At 46.8% G+C, this 20,795-nt stretch carries 20 protein-coding genes; 14 read left to right on the plus strand and 6 right to left on the minus strand.

Features of this window, described 5'->3' with window-relative positions; all coding sequences use genetic code 11:
• Window positions 1-26: 26 nt before the first annotated feature.
• Both NGM62_RS10225 and NGM62_RS10230 read right to left on the minus strand, forming a co-directional pair.
• Window positions 27-1,064, minus strand: coding sequence for a glycosyltransferase family 2 protein (locus NGM62_RS10225; RefSeq protein WP_315975861.1), 1,038 nt, complete (start codon window positions 1,062-1,064; stop codon window positions 27-29).
• Window positions 1,061-1,933, minus strand: a complete 873-nt coding sequence (locus tag NGM62_RS10230) for a lysophospholipid acyltransferase family protein (RefSeq protein WP_262247684.1) — start codon at window positions 1,931-1,933, stop codon at window positions 1,061-1,063. The genes NGM62_RS10225 and NGM62_RS10230 overlap by 4 nt, the downstream gene beginning before the upstream one ends.
• Before the next feature lie 129 nt (window positions 1,934-2,062).
• Here NGM62_RS10230 and NGM62_RS10235 point away from each other — a divergent pair, with 129 nt between their 5' ends.
• On the plus strand, window positions 2,063-2,674 hold the full coding sequence (locus NGM62_RS10235; protein ID WP_262247686.1) for a WbqC family protein: 612 nt from the start codon (window positions 2,063-2,065) through the stop codon (window positions 2,672-2,674).
• Between the two features lie 10 nt (window positions 2,675-2,684).
• Window positions 2,685-3,347 (plus strand): hypothetical protein, encoded by a 663-nt coding sequence (locus NGM62_RS10240; protein ID WP_262247689.1) that lies wholly within the window; start codon window positions 2,685-2,687, stop codon window positions 3,345-3,347.
• On the opposite strand, the gene NGM62_RS10245 is transcribed toward NGM62_RS10240, so the two are convergent.
• A complete protein-coding gene (locus tag NGM62_RS10245; protein ID WP_262247690.1) occupies window positions 3,348-3,992 on the minus strand; it encodes a hypothetical protein in 645 nt (214 codons plus the stop codon).
• A 78-nt stretch (window positions 3,993-4,070) separates the two neighbouring features.
• Window positions 4,071-4,691 carry a C40 family peptidase gene (locus tag NGM62_RS10250; protein WP_262247692.1) on the minus strand — a complete coding sequence of 207 codons (621 nt, stop codon included), beginning with the start codon at window positions 4,689-4,691 and terminating at the stop codon, window positions 4,071-4,073.
• A gap of 223 nt (window positions 4,692-4,914) precedes the next feature.
• Here NGM62_RS10250 and NGM62_RS10255 point away from each other — a divergent pair, with 223 nt between their 5' ends.
• From NGM62_RS10255 to cmk, 10 genes are all read left to right on the plus strand, one after another.
• Window positions 4,915-7,302, plus strand: a complete 2,388-nt coding sequence (locus NGM62_RS10255) for an LTA synthase family protein (RefSeq protein WP_262247694.1) — start codon at window positions 4,915-4,917, stop codon at window positions 7,300-7,302.
• A gap of 79 nt (window positions 7,303-7,381) precedes the next feature.
• Window positions 7,382-8,212 (plus strand): ABC transporter permease, encoded by an 831-nt coding sequence (locus NGM62_RS10260; RefSeq protein WP_262247697.1) that lies wholly within the window; start codon window positions 7,382-7,384, stop codon window positions 8,210-8,212.
• A 78-nt stretch (window positions 8,213-8,290) separates the two neighbouring features.
• Window positions 8,291-9,454, plus strand: coding sequence for an ABC transporter ATP-binding protein (locus NGM62_RS10265; protein WP_262247699.1), 1,164 nt, complete (start codon window positions 8,291-8,293; stop codon window positions 9,452-9,454).
• An 18-nt stretch (window positions 9,455-9,472) separates the two neighbouring features.
• Entirely contained in the window at window positions 9,473-11,524 is a 2,052-nt protein-coding gene (locus NGM62_RS10270) for a glycosyltransferase (protein WP_262247700.1), read from the plus strand.
• Between the two features lie 17 nt (window positions 11,525-11,541).
• Window positions 11,542-12,573, plus strand: a complete 1,032-nt coding sequence (locus NGM62_RS10275; RefSeq protein ID WP_262247702.1) for a glycosyltransferase — start codon at window positions 11,542-11,544, stop codon at window positions 12,571-12,573.
• A gap of 35 nt (window positions 12,574-12,608) precedes the next feature.
• Window positions 12,609-13,229 carry a ribosome biogenesis GTP-binding protein YihA/YsxC gene (yihA, locus tag NGM62_RS10280; protein ID WP_262247703.1) on the plus strand — a complete coding sequence of 207 codons (621 nt, stop codon included), beginning with the start codon at window positions 12,609-12,611 and terminating at the stop codon, window positions 13,227-13,229.
• A 24-nt stretch (window positions 13,230-13,253) separates the two neighbouring features.
• Complete coding sequence (locus NGM62_RS10285; RefSeq protein WP_262247705.1) at window positions 13,254-14,102, plus strand: UbiA-like polyprenyltransferase; 849 nt, start codon at window positions 13,254-13,256, stop codon at window positions 14,100-14,102.
• 130 nt (window positions 14,103-14,232) lie between these two features.
• Entirely contained in the window at window positions 14,233-16,563 is a 2,331-nt protein-coding gene (topA, locus tag NGM62_RS10290; RefSeq protein WP_262247707.1) for a type I DNA topoisomerase, read from the plus strand.
• Window positions 16,560-16,973 carry a hypothetical protein gene (locus tag NGM62_RS10295; protein ID WP_262247708.1) on the plus strand — a complete coding sequence of 138 codons (414 nt, stop codon included), beginning with the start codon at window positions 16,560-16,562 and terminating at the stop codon, window positions 16,971-16,973. Before topA ends, NGM62_RS10295 begins: the two co-directional genes overlap by 4 nt.
• A 5-nt stretch (window positions 16,974-16,978) precedes the next feature.
• Window positions 16,979-17,641 carry a (d)CMP kinase gene (gene cmk / locus NGM62_RS10300; protein ID WP_262247710.1) on the plus strand — a complete coding sequence of 221 codons (663 nt, stop codon included), beginning with the start codon at window positions 16,979-16,981 and terminating at the stop codon, window positions 17,639-17,641.
• 14 nt (window positions 17,642-17,655) lie between these two features.
• Here cmk and NGM62_RS10305 read toward each other — a convergent pair whose 3' ends face one another.
• Both NGM62_RS10305 and NGM62_RS10310 read right to left on the minus strand, forming a co-directional pair.
• Window positions 17,656-18,852, minus strand: coding sequence for a pyridoxal phosphate-dependent aminotransferase (locus NGM62_RS10305; RefSeq protein ID WP_262247712.1), 1,197 nt, complete (start codon window positions 18,850-18,852; stop codon window positions 17,656-17,658).
• Window positions 18,853-18,958: 106 nt separating this feature from the next.
• A complete protein-coding gene (locus NGM62_RS10310; RefSeq protein ID WP_390937009.1) occupies window positions 18,959-19,345 on the minus strand; it encodes a DUF1573 domain-containing protein in 387 nt (128 codons plus the stop codon).
• 177 nt (window positions 19,346-19,522) lie between these two features.
• On the opposite strand from NGM62_RS10310, the gene NGM62_RS10315 reads away from it, so the two are divergent.
• Both NGM62_RS10315 and NGM62_RS10320 read left to right on the plus strand, forming a co-directional pair.
• Window positions 19,523-19,936, plus strand: a complete 414-nt coding sequence (locus tag NGM62_RS10315) for a VOC family protein (RefSeq protein WP_262247713.1) — start codon at window positions 19,523-19,525, stop codon at window positions 19,934-19,936.
• A gap of 446 nt (window positions 19,937-20,382) precedes the next feature.
• On the plus strand, window positions 20,383-20,795 hold a 413-nt coding region (locus NGM62_RS10320), incomplete at its 3' end, for an Arm DNA-binding domain-containing protein (RefSeq protein WP_262247715.1).

The following is a 20,795-nucleotide window of genomic DNA, read 5'->3' on the forward strand; positions in this document are numbered from 1 at the left end:
CCAAAAGTTGGAGTGTAGCCGCTATTTTACAAAAAGCGCCGTGGGTCGAGCTTGCTGAAGACATGTTTTCCGTGTGCATAAAACGCCCAGATGAAGCTCCCGTGGTAGCGGCCGCGGAGGGGAGGAGGGGTGCCGGCATTGCGGCGCCGTTTCTTAGCCGTCTTGAAAATATCCATGAAAAACCGCTGGTGTGCTCGGCTGACCGCCCAAGCATCGCGGAACTTCCCCAGGGTCATAAAGTGGATCAGCGCAGCCAAATCAAACCACATGCGGGCAAAAATGACCCACAATGCCCGTGAGAACGACAGGTTCTTTTGCAGCATGAACAGGTTATTTCGGAAATTGAGGTACGTTTTCTGCGGGTTGCTCGCGGTTAATGTTCCACCACCGACATGGTAAATCACGGACTGCGGGCAATATCCGATGCGATAACCCGCTTTTTGGAGGCGCCAGCACAGGTCTACCTCTTCCATGTGCGCGAAGAAATCGGCATCAAATCCGCCCGAAAGCTCCCAATGCTGCTGCTTGACGAAAAATGCTGCGCCGCTGGCCCAGAATATGTCACACGGGTCGTCGTACTGCCCTTCGTCTTTTTCCAACACGTGCAGCATGCGCCCGCGGCAGAAAGGAAAACCGTAGCTATCGATGAATCCGCCGGCAGCACCAGCATACTCGAAATGGTCGCGGAGATAGTACGATAGTACTTTGGGCTGGGCAACGGCCATATCAGGATTGTTCTCCAACATTTCTATCACCGGCCTAATCCAATCCGGAGGTACCTCCACATCCGAATTGAGTAATACGAAGTAATCGGCTTCTACCGATTTCAGCACTTCGTTATAACCACCGGCGAAGCCAAGGTTGCTTTCATTGCGTATGATGCGGATGGTGGGATATACCGTGCGTACAAATTCAACAGAATCGTCGGTCGAACCGTTGTCGCCGACGATGAATTCGATGTTCGGATAGTCACTATTATATACCGAAGGGAGAAATTTTTCAAGGAAAAACCTTCCATTCCAATTGAGTATAACGACAGCTACTTTTGGGTACTGGTTCATCATGTGACTCTCCTTTTCCAACGTCTGTGCGACCACAACCATAGTTCGGGCTTGCGGCGAATGATGTCTTCCGTGAATTTATTGTGGATATCGGTGATGCCGTGCTCCGGTATCTCGGCGGGCTCTTCAACCAGTGTGGTGAATGTGCAGCAGTAATAGCCCCGCTTTATGCGGTCTATATGACAAAAGACGACGGGGAACCCGGTGGCTTTGGCAATTTTTTCGGCGCCTGTGTATACCGGCGTGTCTTGGTTGAGGAAGCGGATGAAGTAGTTTGAGCTGCTGCGCCCCGGCGTTTGGTCGGCTACAAACATGCTGACATGGGGGCGGTCTCTGAAGGCTGCAATTTTGCGTAGCGTCTGCTTCATGGGCACCATGATGGCTCCGAAGCGGCTCCTTATCGCGTTGTAAACGGTGTCTACGGCTTTGTTGCGCAGCGGCTTGTAAATAATCAGTGTGGGGTGTTCGTTAAATAAACTCAGCCTGTGGATTCCCAGCTCCCAGTTGCCATAGTGGGCGGTGACACCGATGACCCCCTTGCCGGCACGGAGGTGGCGATTAAGTTCTTCGGTCTGTTGGAGCGTTATCCGTTTCTCTACGGCAGCTGCCGAGATGCTGCGCATTTTGATGGCCTCTACCAGCAGGTCTGGTAGGAACCGGTAAAATTTTTTGGCGATCTCCAGCCGTTCGTTCTCACTTTTCTCCGGGAATGCATTCTGTAGGTTTTTGAAAACCACCTCTTTACGGTAGCCGATGATGTGGTAAAGCAGGACATAGCCTAAATCAGACAGGATATACAGTGCCCAGAATGGCAGCAGCGAGAGCAGATAAATAAAAAAAGACAAGACGGAAACACGTCGCATGTTGGCCATTGATGATGCACGAAACCGCAAACTTAGATAAAGTTACGTTTAAATGCAATTTAATAGCACGACATAAAAAGAATGTTCCACTTGATTTTTTGACTACTTTTACCGCATAAATTGATATTGTTGCAATAGATGGACAATCCGCTTATTTTACCAGCTTGTTATCTGCCTCCCGTTTCTTATTTCGGGGTGCTGTACGCGATGCCGGCACCGATATTGCTCGAACGGCATGAGCACTTCCCGAAACAAACTTACAGGAACCGGGCATCCATTTGCTCGGCCAACGGCAAGCTGGATTTGATTATCCCGGTACAGCATGGCAGCAGAAACCACACGGCCATGAAAGACGTACGGATCAGTTATGGGGCCGACTGGCAGCGCCTGCATTGGACAAGCCTGCAGACCGCCTACCGCAGCTCTGCCTATTTTGAATATTACGAAGATGACTTTGCTCCGTTTTATCACCAGCGGTTCGAATGGCTCTTTGATTTTAATGAAGCCCAATTGGCGGTATTGCTCCGGTTATTGAAAATCGAAAAGGAAATTGGCCATACCACGGGTTACCGTGATGACTACCCGCCGGCAACGGATTTCCGGCAGGCTATTCATCCTAAAAGGACGACGCCGGGCCACGATAGCAAGCCCTACTACCAGGTGTTTGAGGCCAGGCACGGCTTTATCGCTGACTTGAGTATTGTGGATTTGCTTTTCAACCACGGGCCGCAAAGTAGGGGGTATCTTTAATATCAAGGTTATGGAAATAATGCGTAGGTATTACTTGTTTTTTGTGGCGCTGCTATCCGTTGGGAGTGCAGCGGCCCAGTCCAGTACGGACTCGTTGCACCTCAGTAAGGTTTACGTAACCAGCGGAATGGGGTGGGGGTTTGCATTAGGCGAAACCAGCGATGTGCTGCAAGCCAAGTTTTCCAATAGCCTGGGGTTGGACATCTCGTTGGCAAACCCTCATTATTTTTTATATCCCTCCTTAGACTTCCTGACATTCCGATACAACCAACAGCTGCACGATTCTGATTATGAGTATGATTTGGACCATGGGCGCAGCAACTTCTATAACCTTAATCTGGCGGGTGGTATCCGTAAGCAACTGGATAAGCTGAATATTTACGCTTTTGCCGGGCCCGGTATAGGTGTGGTGGTGGAGCCGCGCGCAGCCGTTTCATCGACTGCCAGCCGGGTAACCATCGAGACGGCTACCCATCTTACGCCTACATTTCGCGGGGGCATAGGTGCCGATTATAAAATCGGCGGCTTTTTCCTGTTTATAGAAATGGGGTGGCTGCATAATTTCCGGAAAATGCAACAGCGTCCCGTCAATGTGCTGCCGGTATATGGCGGGCTGAAAACCGATGTAACCAAACTAAAGGATAATGTAGCGCGGGTAATCGGGATCGAGTAGCTATTTTGCCGAAATACTCAGCTCAACCACTTCCACATCAATGGAGTTGAACAGCTTGTGTGATGACTGTATCTCCGCCTCGGGCTTGATTTCATCTAACGTACGGACATCAACACCCCGTTGTTTCACGATGTCGAACTTGCCACCCAAGCACGGATAATTGGTTTCGATATCGCCACCGTTGAACCCGCGTATGATGGCAAACCCGTCAATGCTGTTGTAGAAGTTTGTCATTGTTACGGGCATAAAGTTATTGTACTGTTTTACCTCATCAAGCGTAGACCCTACGCGTAGCCCTTCAGCGGTCTGGTAGGGGCCGAAATTGTTCGCGACGGCAATTTTTGTGATGGTGGTATAGGGTTCTTGGCTTTCTGCCCAGTAAACGGTAATCTCCTCGGCCTCATTGGGGAACACTTTGGTGGTGTGTACGGTTTGGCCATTCACATCAGCAGTTCCATTTTCAAGGTTAGTGGCCCCCACAGCGCTATCTAAAGCGGCGTACGAGTAATTCATCTTTACGGGACCGATGCCGTCACAGGTAATGGCGTTGGGGTCGGCCGCGGGGACTTCTTCGTGTTGTTTCTGGGGTTGTTGGCATGCTGTGGCGATGAAGGTTACAAAGACCGTATACAGTAATTTATTCATGACTCGATAGTTAATGTTTGCGAGGGCTAAACTAATGAAAGCACCGTAGCTTTCAAAATGGAGGGTGTGTCTTTTATGCTAATTGATGGTTCCGGCGCGCGTGAAATATTTATAATACCATGAGTCGTGGAGATCGCTGATGATGACACCTTTGCTGGTGGATACATGCACGAATTTGTTGTTGTGGAGGTAAATCCCCACGTGATCGATATCCCTGCGGCCAAACGAGAAAAATACGAGGTCGCCCTCCCGCAGTTGCCGCTCATACTTTCGCTTGACGCGTTGGGCCATGTCTCTGGATGCTCTCGGTACCGACTTGCCATATACTTCTTTCATGACGAGACCTACAAAAGCCGAGCAGTCCAGTCCACGGTGGGTAGTCCCGCCGGTGCGGTGCGGCACACCCATCCAGTCGTCGATGAACTGGTAGAGTTCGGGACGGTTCAGGTCACGGGCATCTACCCCTAATACCGAGGCATAGCTTTCGAGCAATTGTTTCCCCGCCCGCACGTCTCGCGGCGCGGATGAGGCATCGGTAATAATCGTCCCTTTCGATGTGTGCTTCCGTGAAACGGGTGCGTGTGCCTTATCAGGCGGGAGAGCGTTCTTGCGGGTTAGGCATCCAGTCAGGGTGAACATGGCTGCCAACAGACAGCAGAGGAGACCGACGGGAACCCGGGATGTTGCTTGTGAGCTCATTGTATGGGACTAAGGTACATATTCTGTTCAATTATATGCGTAAATTCCAGCATGATTGTATGGCTAACGTATGGATGGCGTTGTTAGTGTAGTGAAAAGGCTACGTATTTGATTTTTTACGTGTAGCGGCTGTACAACATCTTATAATCATAGATATCTTCGCGTATTATAATTGGAGACCATGGCTTAAATTAAAATTCCTTTAACATATAGTTAACAACCTATGGTGCGCAACTATTTGATTTGTATTGCTCTGTTAATAGGCAGCCTTCTGACTAAGGCCGATCCCGTCGAGATAAGATATTATGCGCCGAGTGCCACGCATGTAACCATGGTTTGGGGGATAAATTATTGGAATTTAGCTGAAAATAAACCGGTTGGTACAACTATTCAGGATAAAGTGATGTACTCACCTATGGTTAAGGATGGAGATGATTACGTTTTAAAACTCGATATTCCAGATAGTTGCTCCATTGAATATATGTTTCAATTTGAAAAAGAGCAACGCTTTTTCCTTACAACAACGCATGTAGAGTATTGGGACTATAACCAACTGGCAAATGAGCGTTTTTACCAAAGCAAAAGTGATGGTAAGGTCGTGACGGTGTCAACCGATATTAGTAAATTGAAACCTTACAAGTACGTTTCTCTACTCAAATATTCGGTCTTGTGTTTTTTAATTTTTTCTACGCTGGCATTACTTCTTTTTTTTACTGAAAAATTTATTCTAAAAAAAACGTCCGAGCCGCTCAATCCGGTGGCCTTATTTTTTGCAATTCCTATTACGCTTTTAGTTATATCAATGGTAATTAGAATAATAATCATTGATGAGTTAGGCCGATTCTTAGTTTCGCCGCTAATTGGTTTACAGTTATTATTAAAAGCTTGCCTGCAGGATTTTATATATACCGCTATATTGACCGGCGTATTTGGGGTTTTATTTCTTATAAAAAAGAATAACCCGCGTCCGGTATTATGGATGTTTGCGGGTTTTGCAGTCCTGTCTATAATCATAGGAGCAGCGAACATCAAAATAACAGAGCTGTTGGGAATGCCTTTTAACTACAGGTGGCTATATTATTCTGATTTTTTAATGAGCTCTGATGCATCGAGGGCCATAAGCGGTCATATTGATAGCAGTTTGTTACTTGCGTATTTAATTATGGTTGTTGCCGCAATCCCAGTAGTTTGGCTTCTCTACCGATTATTGTCGCAGCGTCCATTTATCACAACGCTATTTTTAATACTAGCTTTTAGCACCGCTAGTTTTACCAAAACCAATTTGACACTCGATACTGGAAAAACGGAAAATCCTGTTCTTTACTTTGTTTCCTCCTTATTTGAACAAAATGGTCTGCCGGCCATCTATAATAAAAACATCGACATTGGTCAATTTACCAAGAAGAATGAGAATGTTTTAGAAACACAATATGCAGCAGTATTTAATGAACACGACATAGAGAATGTTATCATTTTTATAATGGAATCGGCATCGGCTGAATGCATCACCCCCTACAATCCTAACTATCAATCCACACCATTCCTTGATTCCATTACGCATTCAGCTGTATTATTTGAAACGGCCTATGCCCACGCTCCTGCAACAAATAAATCGATGGTATCTCTTCTTTGTGGTAGTTACCCTTACCTATCTTATAAGTCCATCACAGCAGAAAAGCCTACTATTAAATGGCCGTCAATCACTTCGGAGCTCAAAAAGTCAGGGTATAGAACTTCATTTTTTAACTCAGGTGACAATCGTTTTCAGGGAGCCGATTCTTTTCTAGCATCTAGAGATATAGATAATATACAGGATTTCAGACAGAATTCTTGCGACGTACCTGTCTTTTCGAACCCCAAATATGCGGATGAAAATCTTGATGGGATGAGTGATGCCTGCCTGCCTATCGTGTTTTTTGACTGGTTGGAAAGAGATCAATCTGGCCCGTTTTTCTCAATGATGTGGACCTACCAATCACACTATCCTTATTACACAACAAATGAAAGAATAAATTTCAATACCAATAACGAGTCGAAAGAAAGGTACCTGAATGCGTTACATGATGGAGACAAGACATTGCGGGAGTTGGTAGCGGGGTTAAAAGAAAGAAATCTCCTGAATTCGACCCTTATTGTTGTTTTAGGGGATCACGGCGAAGCTTTCGGCCAACATGGACAGACTTCGCATGCAGGGGGAATATTTGAAGAGAACCTTCGCATTCCTTTAATTTTCATTAATCCCCGGCTTTTTAATGGCGAACGACGAACCACGGTGGCGGGTATTAGTGATGTGGCACCCACGATTTTTTCTATTTTAAAGAAACCCATTCCAAATGAGTGGCAAGGAGAAAATTTATTCAGTAAAAACAGAAGGGAAAAAGTGTATTTTTTTACTCCATATTCAGATTGGCTTTTCGGCTGCAGGGAAGGCGATTATAAGCTTATTTACAATGCGACGACTAACGCGTCTTATTTATATAATTTAAAAACAGATCCAGGTGAAACGGTGAATATTGCTGGTAACCAACGAGATTATACGGAGCGATTAACTAACGATTTAAGCGCGTGGATCGAATATCAGAAACAGCATGTAAATTCATACTTGAAGTAACCTGATCTAATAATACGTTTGTATGCTGAAACATTAAATCGTCAGCTATTCGGCCTGTAAATTGAAAAAATAGAGAACAATGTGGGATTGGGAAGTTAAAAGAAAGCAACGTTGGTTTCGGCTGGGAATCCGCGAATTATTCCATTACAAAGACCTGATTCTCCGGTTTTCCAAGCGGGATTTGCTTGCTGGCTATCAACAGACTTTGATAGGGCCCCTTTGGATAATTATACAGCCTTTGCTCACGACGTTGACCTACGTGCTGATTTTTTCCCGGGTTGCGCGTATTGGTACTGATGGTGTCCCGCCTCTTTTATTTTATTTACCGGGTATTATCTTGTGGAATTATTTTTCAGAATGCTTGAATAGCACGATGAACACGTTTCAGCATAATGCGCATATCTTCAACAAGGTTTTTTTTCCAAGATTAACTGTACCGGTAAGCCAGGTGCTGACCAGCAGCTTCCGGATGATGATTCAGTTGCTGATCTTTTTCATCATTTACGGTATTTATATGTTTAATTATGACCTCAGTGTAAACAGCGCAACGCTACTGCTTCCCGTCAGCTTACTGTTGTGTGCAGGCTTTGCTCTGGGCGCTGGTTTGATTATCAGTATAGCGACAGCGAAATACAAAGACCTGGATGCGGTGGTGCAATTTGCGTTGCGCCTATTCATGTTCGCGGCACCGGTGGTGTATTCGAGTACCATTATTCCAGAGGAATGGAAATGGCTGTTTTGGCTGAATCCGCTTACACCCGCTATTGAAACAGTTCGGTATGCTTTTTTTGGGTCTCCAGCATTGTCTTGGTCGGCCCTTTTAATTTCGATGACTAGTGTTATGTTTCTGCTCGTTATTGGTTTGGTTGTTTTTAAACGAAACGAAGTACGGGTAATGGATACAATATAAAAGACCATGAGCGACATTTTGATTCAAGCTGAGAACATTTCGAAAAGATACCGCTTTGGTGTTTTAAACGCGAATTCGATGAAAGAAGATTTATTGCTTTGGTGGCGACGTAAACGAGCGCGCCAAGCAGCTGTTGATCCGAAAGCCGATTCGCACTTCTGGGCACTCAAGGATATCGGTTTTGAAATCAGGCAAGGTGATGTGGTAGGGCTTATTGGCAAGAATGGTGCTGGCAAATCGACGCTGTTGAAGATTATTTCTCGCATTACACTGCCCACATCTGGCGTAATACGCGGAAAAGGGCGTATTGCCAGCTTGTTGGAGGTAGGTACAGGGTTCCACCCGGAATTGACCGGACGAGAGAATATTTTGCTGAATGGCAGCATCTTAGGGATGACAAAAAAAGAAATTGAAAGTCGATTTGACGAAATCATTGATTTTTCTGGTGTAGAGGCTTTTTTGGATACCCCGGTGAAACGGTATTCAAGTGGGATGTATGTTCGATTGGCTTTTTCTATTGCTATCCACCTCGATCCGGATATACTGATTTTAGATGAGGTGTTATCGGTAGGCGATTTTGATTTCCAGCAGAAGTGCCTGGCTAAGATCGAAGACATTTCGAAGAAGCAAGGGCAGACCATTTTATTTGTTAGTCATAATATGCAATCTGTCAAGTCTTTATGTAATACAGCACTTTATCTGGAGAAAGGAAAGTTGATCGCACAGGGCAATGTGTCATCGGTGGTATCCAAATACCTGCTTCGTGAAAATGTATATGTACATGGTCAGAAATTCACCGATAAACACGGTGCCCCCGGAAACGACGTTGTCCGAATCAGTGAAGTAGAAATCCGCGCAAATAACCATGCGGTTTCAGGTCCAGTCGATACACAAGCCGAGCTTGCATTCCGGGTTTCTTTTTGGAAACTGGGTGGAGGATCTTCATTAATCCAGGTCCGCATAACGGTGATCAATTTCCTAGGGGAGGGGGTCTTCAGTAGCATATCCGAAGAAAAATATCTACCGGGTGGCATTGCCGAAAGTATATGCCAGGTACCCGGTGGCTTTTTGGCCGGTGGGTCATATATTGTCAATTTTGCCATTTTAGCAAATTACCATCAGGTATTGTTTGAGTACAATCAGGGCCTTAGTTTTGAGATGAAATCGTCAACTGAACCTTTAGCGGGTGCTGGAAGGTGGCCTGTACCAGTGTATCCCAATTTTCCATTTACTCTCCATTAACCCATTTAGTTTGGCAGTATGTTTAAACCTTATGAAATACAACATATCCAAATAAGCGACGTCAAAACGTTTGCACCCCCAGTTGGAAAACACTATCTGGTGTTTTGGTATAATCAATATCCGCTTGGGCATATTTGGTACGAGAACAACTTGGATCAACCGGCTTTTGAGACAGCGATTATAACGGCAATATCACCTGCTCTGAATTATTATCTGAAATTGGTTGATTCTAGTGCCGAATTCGATTGGCAGAATGGATTGTTTACGGATGACTTTGGGTCTAGTGAGTTGGATCGTACATTGGCAAACATGACGGAACCGCCCGCGCTAACACAAACGATCACCGTGGTTATCTGTACTCGTAATAGGCCCAAAGAACTTAGGCAGTGCATCGAACAGCTTAAACGATCCAACGATCAGGATTTTGAATTATTGGTCGTTGATAACGCGTCGGATACCGAAGAGACGGAGCGTATAGTATCGGCCTTTGGAGATGTTAAGTATGTCCGGGAGGATCGAAAAGGATTAGATATCGCTAGAAATACCGGTGTTAAAAATGCAAAGAATTCCATAGTGGCGTTCACGGATGATGATGTCGTGGTCGATGTTGATTGGATTACACGTATCAAGGAGGGTTTCGCAAACTCTCAGACAATGGCCTTAACTGGGTTGACAATCCCTTTCGAGCTATCCACAGAAGCACAGTACCTATTCGAGCGGGATTGGGGCTTTAATAAAGGTTACTTGCCCCGAACGTTTGATAAGGGATACGTAAACAGTTACCTCGATGTAGGAGATACGCCCCCCGCCTGGGATGTGGGAGCAGGGGCAAATATGGCCTTTAGAAAAGACGTTTTTAAGGTGGTCGGCGGTTTCGATGAACGTTTGGACGTGGGAGCGTCAGGCTGTAGCGGAGATTCGGAGATGTGGTATCGGATTATGGTGGAAGGATGGAATTGCGCATATATACCGCAAATGGTAGTCTATCACCAGCATCGGAAAACGATGGCGGAACTAGATAACCAGCTGTACTATTATATGAAGGGTCATGTCAGCGCATTATTGGTGCAATACGAAAAATACGGGAATGGGGGTGATTTGAAGCGCGTGAAGAAATACCTTCCGGAGTGGTATTTGCGCCGTGCGTTATCTTTCGTGAAAAGAGGATGGTTCAATAGTTTGTGGTCCCTGATTAACAACGAAGTAAGAGGTTGTATTGCTGGTTGGAAGTATTACCATAGACATTCGATCAACCCAGATACGCCGTTATTTGAGTTGCCCAACCAGGTTTCTATCGATCAGCGAGTGACACGTGGACAGGTCACAGTTGTGGTGACCTGTTACAATTATGGGCAATATCTCGATCAGGCGATTCGAAGTGTAATGAACCAAACCTATCAGGGTTTTCAATTGATAGTGGTTGACGACGGTTCCGAAGATAATACCGCGGAGGTTTGCGCCGCGTACCCGAATGTGGAATATGTTCATACCCAACGCGTGGGCGTATCGATGGCACGGAATACGGGAGTATTGTTTAGCAATGGTGATTACATACTGTTTCTGGATGCAGATGACTGGCTTTACCCCAATGCATTGGAGTTACAATTGTACTATCTAAATGAATTTCCAGACATAGCATTCGTAGCAGGTGGATTCGATCGGGTAGATGAACACGGTACCATCCTTCCCGAGCAGCCGGAATTGAAACAACATTGGGATAAATTTTATCAAGATTTATTGATGGGTAACTTTATTGGTATGCAGTCAAATACAATGTATCGGAGAGAATTGTTCTTTGATTTTTATTTTGATTATAGATTAAATGCGTGTGAAGATTACGATCTTAACCTGAGGATTAGCCGGTATTTTCCCGCATTTGCTCATACGCAAAAAATTGCAGCATACCGTATTCATAAGGGAAGTGTGAGTAATGATGTTGACCACATGAGAAAGCAGGCGCAAAAAGTCCTAAATAAACAACGTCATCTTTTACGGTCTGATGAAGAACTGGGTGCATTTGCTCAAGGGGTAAAGAACTGGGATGCATATTATTATAAGAACTCTTACTGAAATTAGTCTAGCTTGTTATGAACTTGGAAAGAACTCCGCAGGTACCGCCTAAAATCAACCGGTTGCTTGATAACGACGAGCGGGTGGTATGGTCCGTAATGATACCGGTATATAATTGTATTAATTACTTGCAGGAGGCCTTAGAGAGCGTATTGCAGCAGGCGTTTTCACGCGAGGAAATGCAAATCATGGTCGTTGACGACCATAGTACGGACGGAGACGTGGCGTCTCTCGTCCGTAGGGTCGGAAAAGGGCGTATAGGGTATTTCCGAAAAGATAAGAATAACGGTAGTCTCCGTAATTTTGAGACGTGCATTAATATGGCAAAGGGGAAATACGTTCATATCTTACACGGTGATGATAAAATTTCCCCAGGCTTTTATATCGAGATGCAACGGCTTTTTGATGGATATCCAGAGATAGGGGCATGTTATTCAAATTTTAATCATATCGATGGCGGTGGCAAAGAGATCTTGCCGTCAGAATTATTGCAAGACGACAGTGGTCTAATTGCCGGCTGGCTAGAGAAAATTGCACAGAGAAATCTGCTTCAACCGCCAGCAATTGCTGTGAAGCGTGAAGTGTACGAACGGTTAGGTAGTTTTTTTGCCGTCCATTATGGCGAGGATTGGGAAATGTGGGTGCGGATTGCTGCGCATTATCCGGTAGCCTATTCACCGAAGCTGTTAGCGCATTATCGCGTCCACTCAACTAATATTTCGACTAATGCTATTTTGTCCGGTCAAAATATTAAAGATATTCAACGAGTTATAGACATCATCAACGGTTATCTGCCCAAGGAGAAAAGACGAAAGTTACGAAAAATAGCAACAAAGAACTTTTCCAGTTATTTTGCGACACTGTCTGATAAATTATACCATGAGCATTACCACCGACGAGCAGCACTGATGCAAGCATATTTAGCACTGAAGATGCATGTGAACGTAAATACCGTTAAGCATGTAGTGAAAACGGTCATCAAATGTGCCATTGGGTACCGACAAGTAAAGCGACGGAACCTAGGGCGTCTCATCTTTAGCAGGAGATAAGCGATATATATTGCAGATTTTACTAAGTTTGCGCCATGGTGGTAAAGACAGCGACATTCGTGTGCAGCAATACCCGTGTGGACAAGTTGCCGCCGGCTAATCTGCCGGAATATGCCTTTATCGGCCGCTCGAATGTGGGTAAATCGTCGCTCATCAACGCCCTTACGGGCAAACGCCATTTGGCTAAGACCTCGCAAACACCGGGCAAAACCCAGCTGATCAATCATTTTTTGATCAACGATGCCTGGTACCTGGTGGATCTGCCGGGTTATGGTTTTGCGAAGACGTCGAAAACGAATCGTTCGGCGTGGGAGAAGTTTATCCGCCGGTATCTATCGGTGCGTGAAAACCTGCAATGTGTTTTTGTACTGGTAGATAGCCGCCATGAGCCACAGAAGATAGACCTGGAATTCTGCCGTTGGCTTGGCGAAAACGGTATACCCTTTTTGTTGGTCTTTACCAAGGCCGACAAGCTGTCGCTCAGCAAGGCCAACACAAATGTCGAGCTATTCCACCGGGCACTGCTCGAATGGTTTGAGGAAACGCCGTTGCATTTTCTCACCTCGTCCGAGACCCGGGTTGGTTGCGAGGAGTTATTGGCCGCTATCGATGAAATCAACGCTAACTTTCAGCCGCTCGACTCAATAGACCGTTGATGGCCACCTTATGAAGAAGTTTGTATGAAGAAATATTTTTCACTTGTCCTTTTTGCCCATAGTGTTTTCGCCCTTCCTTTTGCTGTTATCGGTTTTTTCCTTGCTGTACATACCACCACGGCGGAATTCAACTGGCTGAAACTGCTGTTGATGCTGGCTTGTATGGTTTTTGCCCGTAATGCTGCTATGGCTTTCAACCGCTACTTGGATCGTGATATCGATGCGGCCAACCCGCGTACGGCTATGCGCGACATCCCGGCAGGCCGTATCAGCGCCAACCAAGCACTGAGCTTCACCATGGTGAACGCCGTATTATTTGTGGCGGCCACCTGGTTTATCAATCCGATATGCTTTTACCTGTCGCCGGTAGCCCTGGCCGTAGTGTTGGGCTATAGTTATACCAAACGGTTTACGCCCCTTTGCCACCTGATATTGGGGCTTGGGTTAGGGCTGGCACCATTAGGTGCTTACCTGGTGGTAACCGGTACGTTTCACGTCGTCCCTGTATTTTACGCCTTTGCCGTTTTGTTTTGGGTAGCCGGTTTCGATATTATATATGCGCTGCAAGATGAGTCGTTCGACCGCGAGCATCGCCTTAATTCCATCCCGGTTTGGCTTGGCAAGCGCAATGCACTATACGTATCGAGAGCCTTCCATGTGCTCTCTGCCGTCTTCGTGACGTTACCTATGTGCGTAATGCCGTTCGGATGGTTTTATATTGCCGGGGTGGTTTTTTATTGTGCGTTACTCGTTTACCAACACCGCATTGTAAGCCCTACAGATCTTAGCCGGGTAGACCGGGCGTTCATGACGACCAACGGCGTGGCGTCTGTGGTGTTTGCTTGCTTTTTCCTATTGGACTTGATTTTTTGACCCACGGTTGATTTGCCATTTGGTAAACAACTCGCGGTGTTCCTTTTAGCTAAGGACCCCCATTTTACACAACCCATTTTTATTGCATATAAAACAAATTTATCTAAGTTTGCAGAAATCCAAAGAATCAATGGCGAAAAATTTACTGATTGTAGAGTCACCGGCGAAAGCAAAAACAATAGAAGGGTATCTTGGCAAAGATTTCCTGGTGAAATCGAGCTATGGCCACATTCGCGATTTGGTAAAAACCGACGATGCAATCGATACAGCAGATAATTTTAAACAACGATATGAGGTGCCCGCCGAAAAAAAGGCGGTGGTTAGTGAACTGAAGAAACTGGCTAAGGCTGCCGATACGGTATGGCTGGCATCGGACGAGGACCGCGAGGGAGAAGCTATTTCGTGGCACCTCTATGAAACATTGGGGCTAGACGAGGATAAGACCAAGCGCATTGTATTTCATGAAATTACCAAGCCTGCCATACTACGTGCTATAGAAACGCCTAGGAGCATAGACTACAATCTGGTGAATGCGCAGCAGGCGCGCCGGGTGCTTGACCGCTTGGTGGGCTTCGAGCTCTCTCCGGTGCTGTGGAAAAAAGTGAAGCCTTCCCTTTCGGCCGGGCGGGTGCAATCGGTGGCGGTACGCCTCATTGTGGACCGTGAGCGTGAAATCAACCGGTTTGACGCAGAAGCTGCATTCAAAATCACAGCTATTTTCCATACCGGCAATGCCAAGGAGCTTTTCAAGGCGGAACTGCCCAAGCGATTTGAGGATGTTGAGGAAGCCGAGCGTTTCCTTACAGACTGCATCCAAGCGGAATTTGTGGTTAACAGCTTGGAGACGAAACCATCCAAACGTAGTCCGGCAGCGCCGTTTACCACCTCGACCCTCCAACAGGAGGCCAGCCGTAAGCTTGGGTTTTCGGTAGCCCGTACCATGACCGTTGCGCAGCGCCTGTATGAAGCGGGGCGTATTACCTACATGCGTACCGATTCGGTGAACTTAAGCGATACGGCATTGCAGGGTGCCGAACAGGAAATCAGATCGGCGTATGGCGATAAATACCATAAGCGTAGGCAGTATCGTACAAAGTCGGCAGGTGCTCAAGAGGCACACGAGGCCATCCGGCCGACCTATTTCGACCGGCATACCATCGAAGGCGACAGTGCTGAGCGCCGGTTGTATGAATTGATTTGGAAACGGGCGATTGCCTCACAGATGAGCGAGGCGGAATTTGAAAAAACGACAGCCAGAATAGGCGTTTCTACCCGCGAGGAAGAGTTGGTGGCCAATGGTGAGGTGATGCGGTTTGATGGCTTCTTGAAGGTTTATTTCGAATCGACGGACGAAGAGCATGAGCTGCATTTGGATGGTGATACTGACAATGCGCTGCTGCCGCCGCTGCAGCGCGGGCAACAGGTGCAGCTGAAGCAACTGTTAGCTACAGAACGTTTCTCCCGTCCGCCGGCACGATACACGGAAGCCAGCTTGGTGAAAAAACTGGAAGAGCTGGGTATAGGCCGCCCGTCTACGTATGCGCCTACCATATCTACGATACAGAACCGCGGCTACGTGGTTAAGGAAAGCCGCGACGGGAAACCGCGTGATTACCGTGTCTTGGAATTGGCGCAGGGAGCCATTTCAAAGCAAACGAAAACCGAAATAACGGGAACCGAAAAATCAAAGCTTTTCCCAACCGATATTGGAGTAGTGGTGAATGACTTTCTGGTTGAGCATTTCAATGGTATAGTCGACTTTAACTTCACCGCCAAGGTGGAGAAGGAGTTTGACGAAATTGCGCAGGGCATGAAAGATTGGACAGCGATGCTGCACAATTTTTATGGACCGTTCCACCAGGAGGTGGAAACAACGACTAAACATGCCGACCGGGCAACGAATGAACGGGAGCTGGGTATAGACCCCGAGTCCGGAAAGCGGGTAAGCGTACGCATAGGGCGATTTGGACCCATGGTACAGATCGGTTCGCCTGATGATGAGGAGAAACCAAGATATGCAAGCCTTCGCCCCGGCCAGATGATTGAGACCATTACCTTTGAGGAAGCACTCGATCTGTTCAAGCTGCCCAAGAAGATAGGCGAGTTTGAAGATAAGGAAATGACGGTCGCCGTCGGAAGGTTCGGTCCCTACATCCGGCACAACAACGCCTTCTTCTCATTGCCCAAAGGAATGGACCCGCTCGATGTAACTACGGAGTCGGCGATTGAGATCATCAAAGACAAACGGCAGAAGGACAAGGAGAAAATCATCAGGGTTTTTGAGGAGAACGCGGATGCACGTATAGAAAACGGGCGGTGGGGCCCATTCATACGTTTCGGTAAGCAGAATATCAAAATTCCCAAGGGGACGGAAGTGAACGATATTACGTATGAGGATGTGGTAAAGTGGGCCGCTGAGGACGAGAAAAAGCCGAAGAAAAAAGCTAGAGGAAAGAAATGAAAAAAGACCTACCGCTGAATGTCGTCGAGGATATCTCCATTGCGGTGGTGCTGGAGGGTGAAGCGCCTACCGGTAAGACATGGAACGTATACCTGATCAATGAAAAAGAAGAACCGATCAAGAATGTGATGGTTAGTTCAAAAGGATACGGAATCAAAGATGAGAAAGAGGTGAAAACGTCTGTCCTGAGGCATTTTATCGGTGATATCGATCCGCATGATTATGCCAGGATCGAGGCTATTGACGAGCAGGTATTTGGGCTCACCAACGAGTATTGGCTCAGTTATTATATCGATGGCACCATCTACGATAAGAAATACATCTTCCTACCGGAAAGCATAATCGACGACAATCTGATCAAAGTTCCGGTATTGAATAAACCCGGGGTGCTCATTGGTGGACAAAACTGACTTTAATGGCCACGACGAATAAAATCATTGCGATTGATGGCTACTCATCCTGCGGGAAGAGTACGCTTGCGAAGGCTTTGGCAGAGCGGTTGCATTACCTTTATATCGATAGTGGCGCCATGTACCGGGCGGTGACGTTATATTTTTTACGACACGCTGTATCGGTACGGCATGAAGAGGAGGTTGCGGCGGCACTGCGCCAGATACATATCGACTTCCATATCGAACCGGGGAAAACACGTATTTTCTTGAACGGGGAGGATGTGTCTGACGAAATCAGGCAGATGCATGTTTCCGATTATGTAAGCGAAGTGAGTGCCGTTAAGGCCGTTAGGGAGGCGATGGTGGCCCAGCAGCAACGGTTGGGGAAGGACAAAAACATTGTGATGGATGGCCGTGACATCGGTACTACCGTTTTTCCGGAGGCGCACCTCAAGATTTTCATGACCGCCGACCCGAAAGTACGGGCGGAGCGACGCTACCTCGAACTGAAGGCAAAAGGCGAAGATACCACATTGGAGGAGGTGTTTGAAAACCTGGCCCATCGCGACTATATCGATACTACCCGCGATGAGAGTCCGCTGGTCCGCGCGGAAGACGCCATCATATTAGATAATACCGACCTCAACCAAGCGGAGCAGCTTCAGTTCGTACTCGATAGGCTGTAGCCGTGCAAGAGGCCTCATTGCCGGCCGGGATAGGCAGCTAAGCCTTTTTCAATACAGGTCAATGCCTTTTTTAAATCACTTATATTCAATACATAAGCCATTCTTATCTGATTTTTTCCGGCATCTGGTGTGCTGTAGAATCCGCTGGCTGGGGCCATCATAACCGTTTGGTTTTCGTAGCTGAAATGCTCCAGCATCCACTGGCAAAAGCGGTCGGCATCGTCTATCGGGAGCCGGGCCAACACGTAGAATGCGCCTCCGGGGTTTGGGCAGTATACGCCAGGAATCTGGTTCAAACCCGCTACCAACGTGTCTCTACGTGCGTTATACTCTTGTTTTACCGCATCGAAATAGTGTTGTGGGGTGTCCACAGCCGCTTCTGCCGCAATCTGTGCTACAGCCGGGGGGCTGAGGCGAGCCTGGGCGTACTTCAGTGCGGCCTGCCATAGGTCGTGGTTTTTGGTGATGAGGCAGCCAAGCCGCGCACCGCAGGCACTGTACCGCTTGCTTACGGTATCCAGTATCACGGTGTGTTGCTCGAGACCCTCTAGGTGCATGGGCGAGACAAACTCGTGGCCGTCATAGCAAAATTCGCGATAAGCCTCATCTACCAGGAGGAATAAGTCGTGTTTGATGCATAAGTCGCGCAGTGCTTCCAGCTCTTGGCGCGAATAGAGGTAGCCCGTAGGGTTATTCGGACTGCAGATGGCAATGGCACGTGTCTTTTCGGTAATGATTTCTTCAAAAGCCGCGATGGGGGGCAGGGCGAAGCCATTGTCGATGTAGGAGAGGATGGGCTTTACCGTGACACCTGCAGAATGTGCGAAGCTGTTGTAGTTGGCATAAAACGGTTCGGGGATGATGATTTCCTCACCGGGGTTGGCGCAGGCCTGCATGGCTATCATGATGGCTTCCGATCCGCCGTTGGTTACCAAGATATCGCTGGGTTCGATCGAGTAGCCCAACTTATTGTAATATCCAGCGAGTTTGGTGCGGTAAGAGGCCGTGCCCTCCGATGGGGTGTAGGCCCATACTTTGAAATCAACGCTGCGGATGGCATCCAGCATCCCCTGTGGGGTTTCGATATCGGGCTGCCCGATGTTGAGGTGGTACACCTGTTTGCCTTCGGCCTTTGCCCGGTCGGCATACGGGGTTAGTTTACGAATTGGTGAAGCCGGCATTTCGACGGCCTTTATGGATACTTGCGGCATGTCACTGTGCGATTTAGGGTACAATATTACGGATAGCTTTTGACTTAATGCAACAAAAAAACCGCTGTGTATAGCGGTTTTTTTTATTTGTGTGATTTATGGTCTGTTAGCCTGTGACTTCCCCTTTGATATACAGCGTTTTCACCGGGGTCTTCGTATTAGAGCGGACGGTGAAGTTTTTGGTAAAGGGTTGTTTCGCGGCAGCATTGAATGTGACCGAAATCGTGCCCTTCTCGCCTGGTTTTACCGGAGTTTTGGTAAACTCGGCGACAGAGCAGCCACAAGAGGGCTTGACTTCACTGATGATGATGGGCTCTGCGCCCACATTCTCGAATGTAAACACATGGGTTACAGGTTTTCCCTGTGGGATTTTGCCGAAATCGTGTGTTTCTTTGTCAAACTTAAACTCTGCTTTGCTGCTTTGCTGCGCAACAGCACCGGTGCAAATAAAAGCCACCAATGCAACACATATTGTAATAATTTTTTTCATCATTGATCTCCTCGTATTAAGCAAATTTATCATTTTAAGATGAAAAGGTCAAAAAATGTTCCAAAAACATTGGACTGGGGTCTTTCATGCAGACCCGATGCCCGTGGCGATCTGCCGTATACCGGATTTTCCGACGGGGTATGACATTTTGAACAATAATATATTTTGTACATTTAGCAGATGGAAGCAAAGATTACTGTATTGACATTGGGCGTTGCCGACCTCGAACGAGCGGTGGCCTTTTACCGCGATGGCCTCGGCTTGCCTACCGAAGGCATTATCGGTGGGGAGTTCGAATATGGGGCGGTGGCGTTTTTCCGCTTGAAGGCAGGGTTGCAGCTGGCCTTATGGCCCAGAAAAAGCATTGCGAGGGATACGGGACTTCCGGTGGCGTCAGATGCGCCGGGAGGGTTTACCATCGGTCATAATGTCAACAGCCGGGCCGAAGTGGACGAGGTGATGGAACAGGCAACCAAGGCGGGCGCGACCATCCTGAAGCCGCAACAGGATACGTTTTACGGTGGCTATGCGGGCTACTTCCAGGACCCCGATAGCCATGTGTGGGAAGTGGTGTACAACCCGGGGTTTGGGTAAGGCATTTGTCAAATTAAGAAAAATAAATTCCCACTCTCATTTCTTTTTTCATTTTCTGCTTTTGTCTGAGCAGGCTCACTTGGGAGTGATTTCAAGGGATTGGCTGCGCCGCGCTGACCCCCGCACTCGAAGGCCGCAGCCATCCCTTAGGGGGGAGGCTTCACTCAAAATGAAGCCATTCGCTACGCTCATTCCTTTTTTTGTTGAACCGGCGTCGCTCAAGCGCGCTTGGTTCGCCTGTTAAACAGAAAAACCCGACTTTCGTCGGGCTTCATTTTGGGTGGCGGAGAAAGAGGGAATATAACCCATATATAAATAGAGTGTGATAAAATACTATTATTTTGATTTATTGGTAGTTATGTTTTTATTAAGTCGATTAAATACCTTAAAATACTATATGATAGTATCAAAATTGGGTGTATATTTGGGTGCTATTACAAATAACTATGACTATAAAAAGAAAGATAACTATTGCTATTGAAAAGAGAAAGAAAGATGGTGTATTAATCACAGAGAACGTTCCAATTCGTGCAAGAGTGGTATATAATGGTGGCCGTGTAGAACTCTTTACAGGCTACCGCATTGATGCTTCTAAATGGGATGAAGCAAAAGAAAAGGTACGCAATGGGTGTACCAATAAGCTAAAACAAAGCTCTTCCGAAATCAATACAGCAATACAGGAGCTATCTACTACGATTGATAGAATCTTTAAAGAGTATGAATTGAAAAACGAAGTACCTTCTTTTGAACTCTTAAAAGATGAAATAAAACGCTACTCAGATAAACAAACCATATCAGCAACAGAAAAGAATCTCGGTTCTATGACGATTTGTATGGCTAAATTAGCTGATCAACCAAA

The sequence above is a fragment of the Parapedobacter soli genome (assembly GCF_025460835.1).
In the GTDB taxonomy this organism is placed as follows: Bacteria; Bacteroidota; Bacteroidia; order Sphingobacteriales; family Sphingobacteriaceae; genus Parapedobacter; species Parapedobacter soli.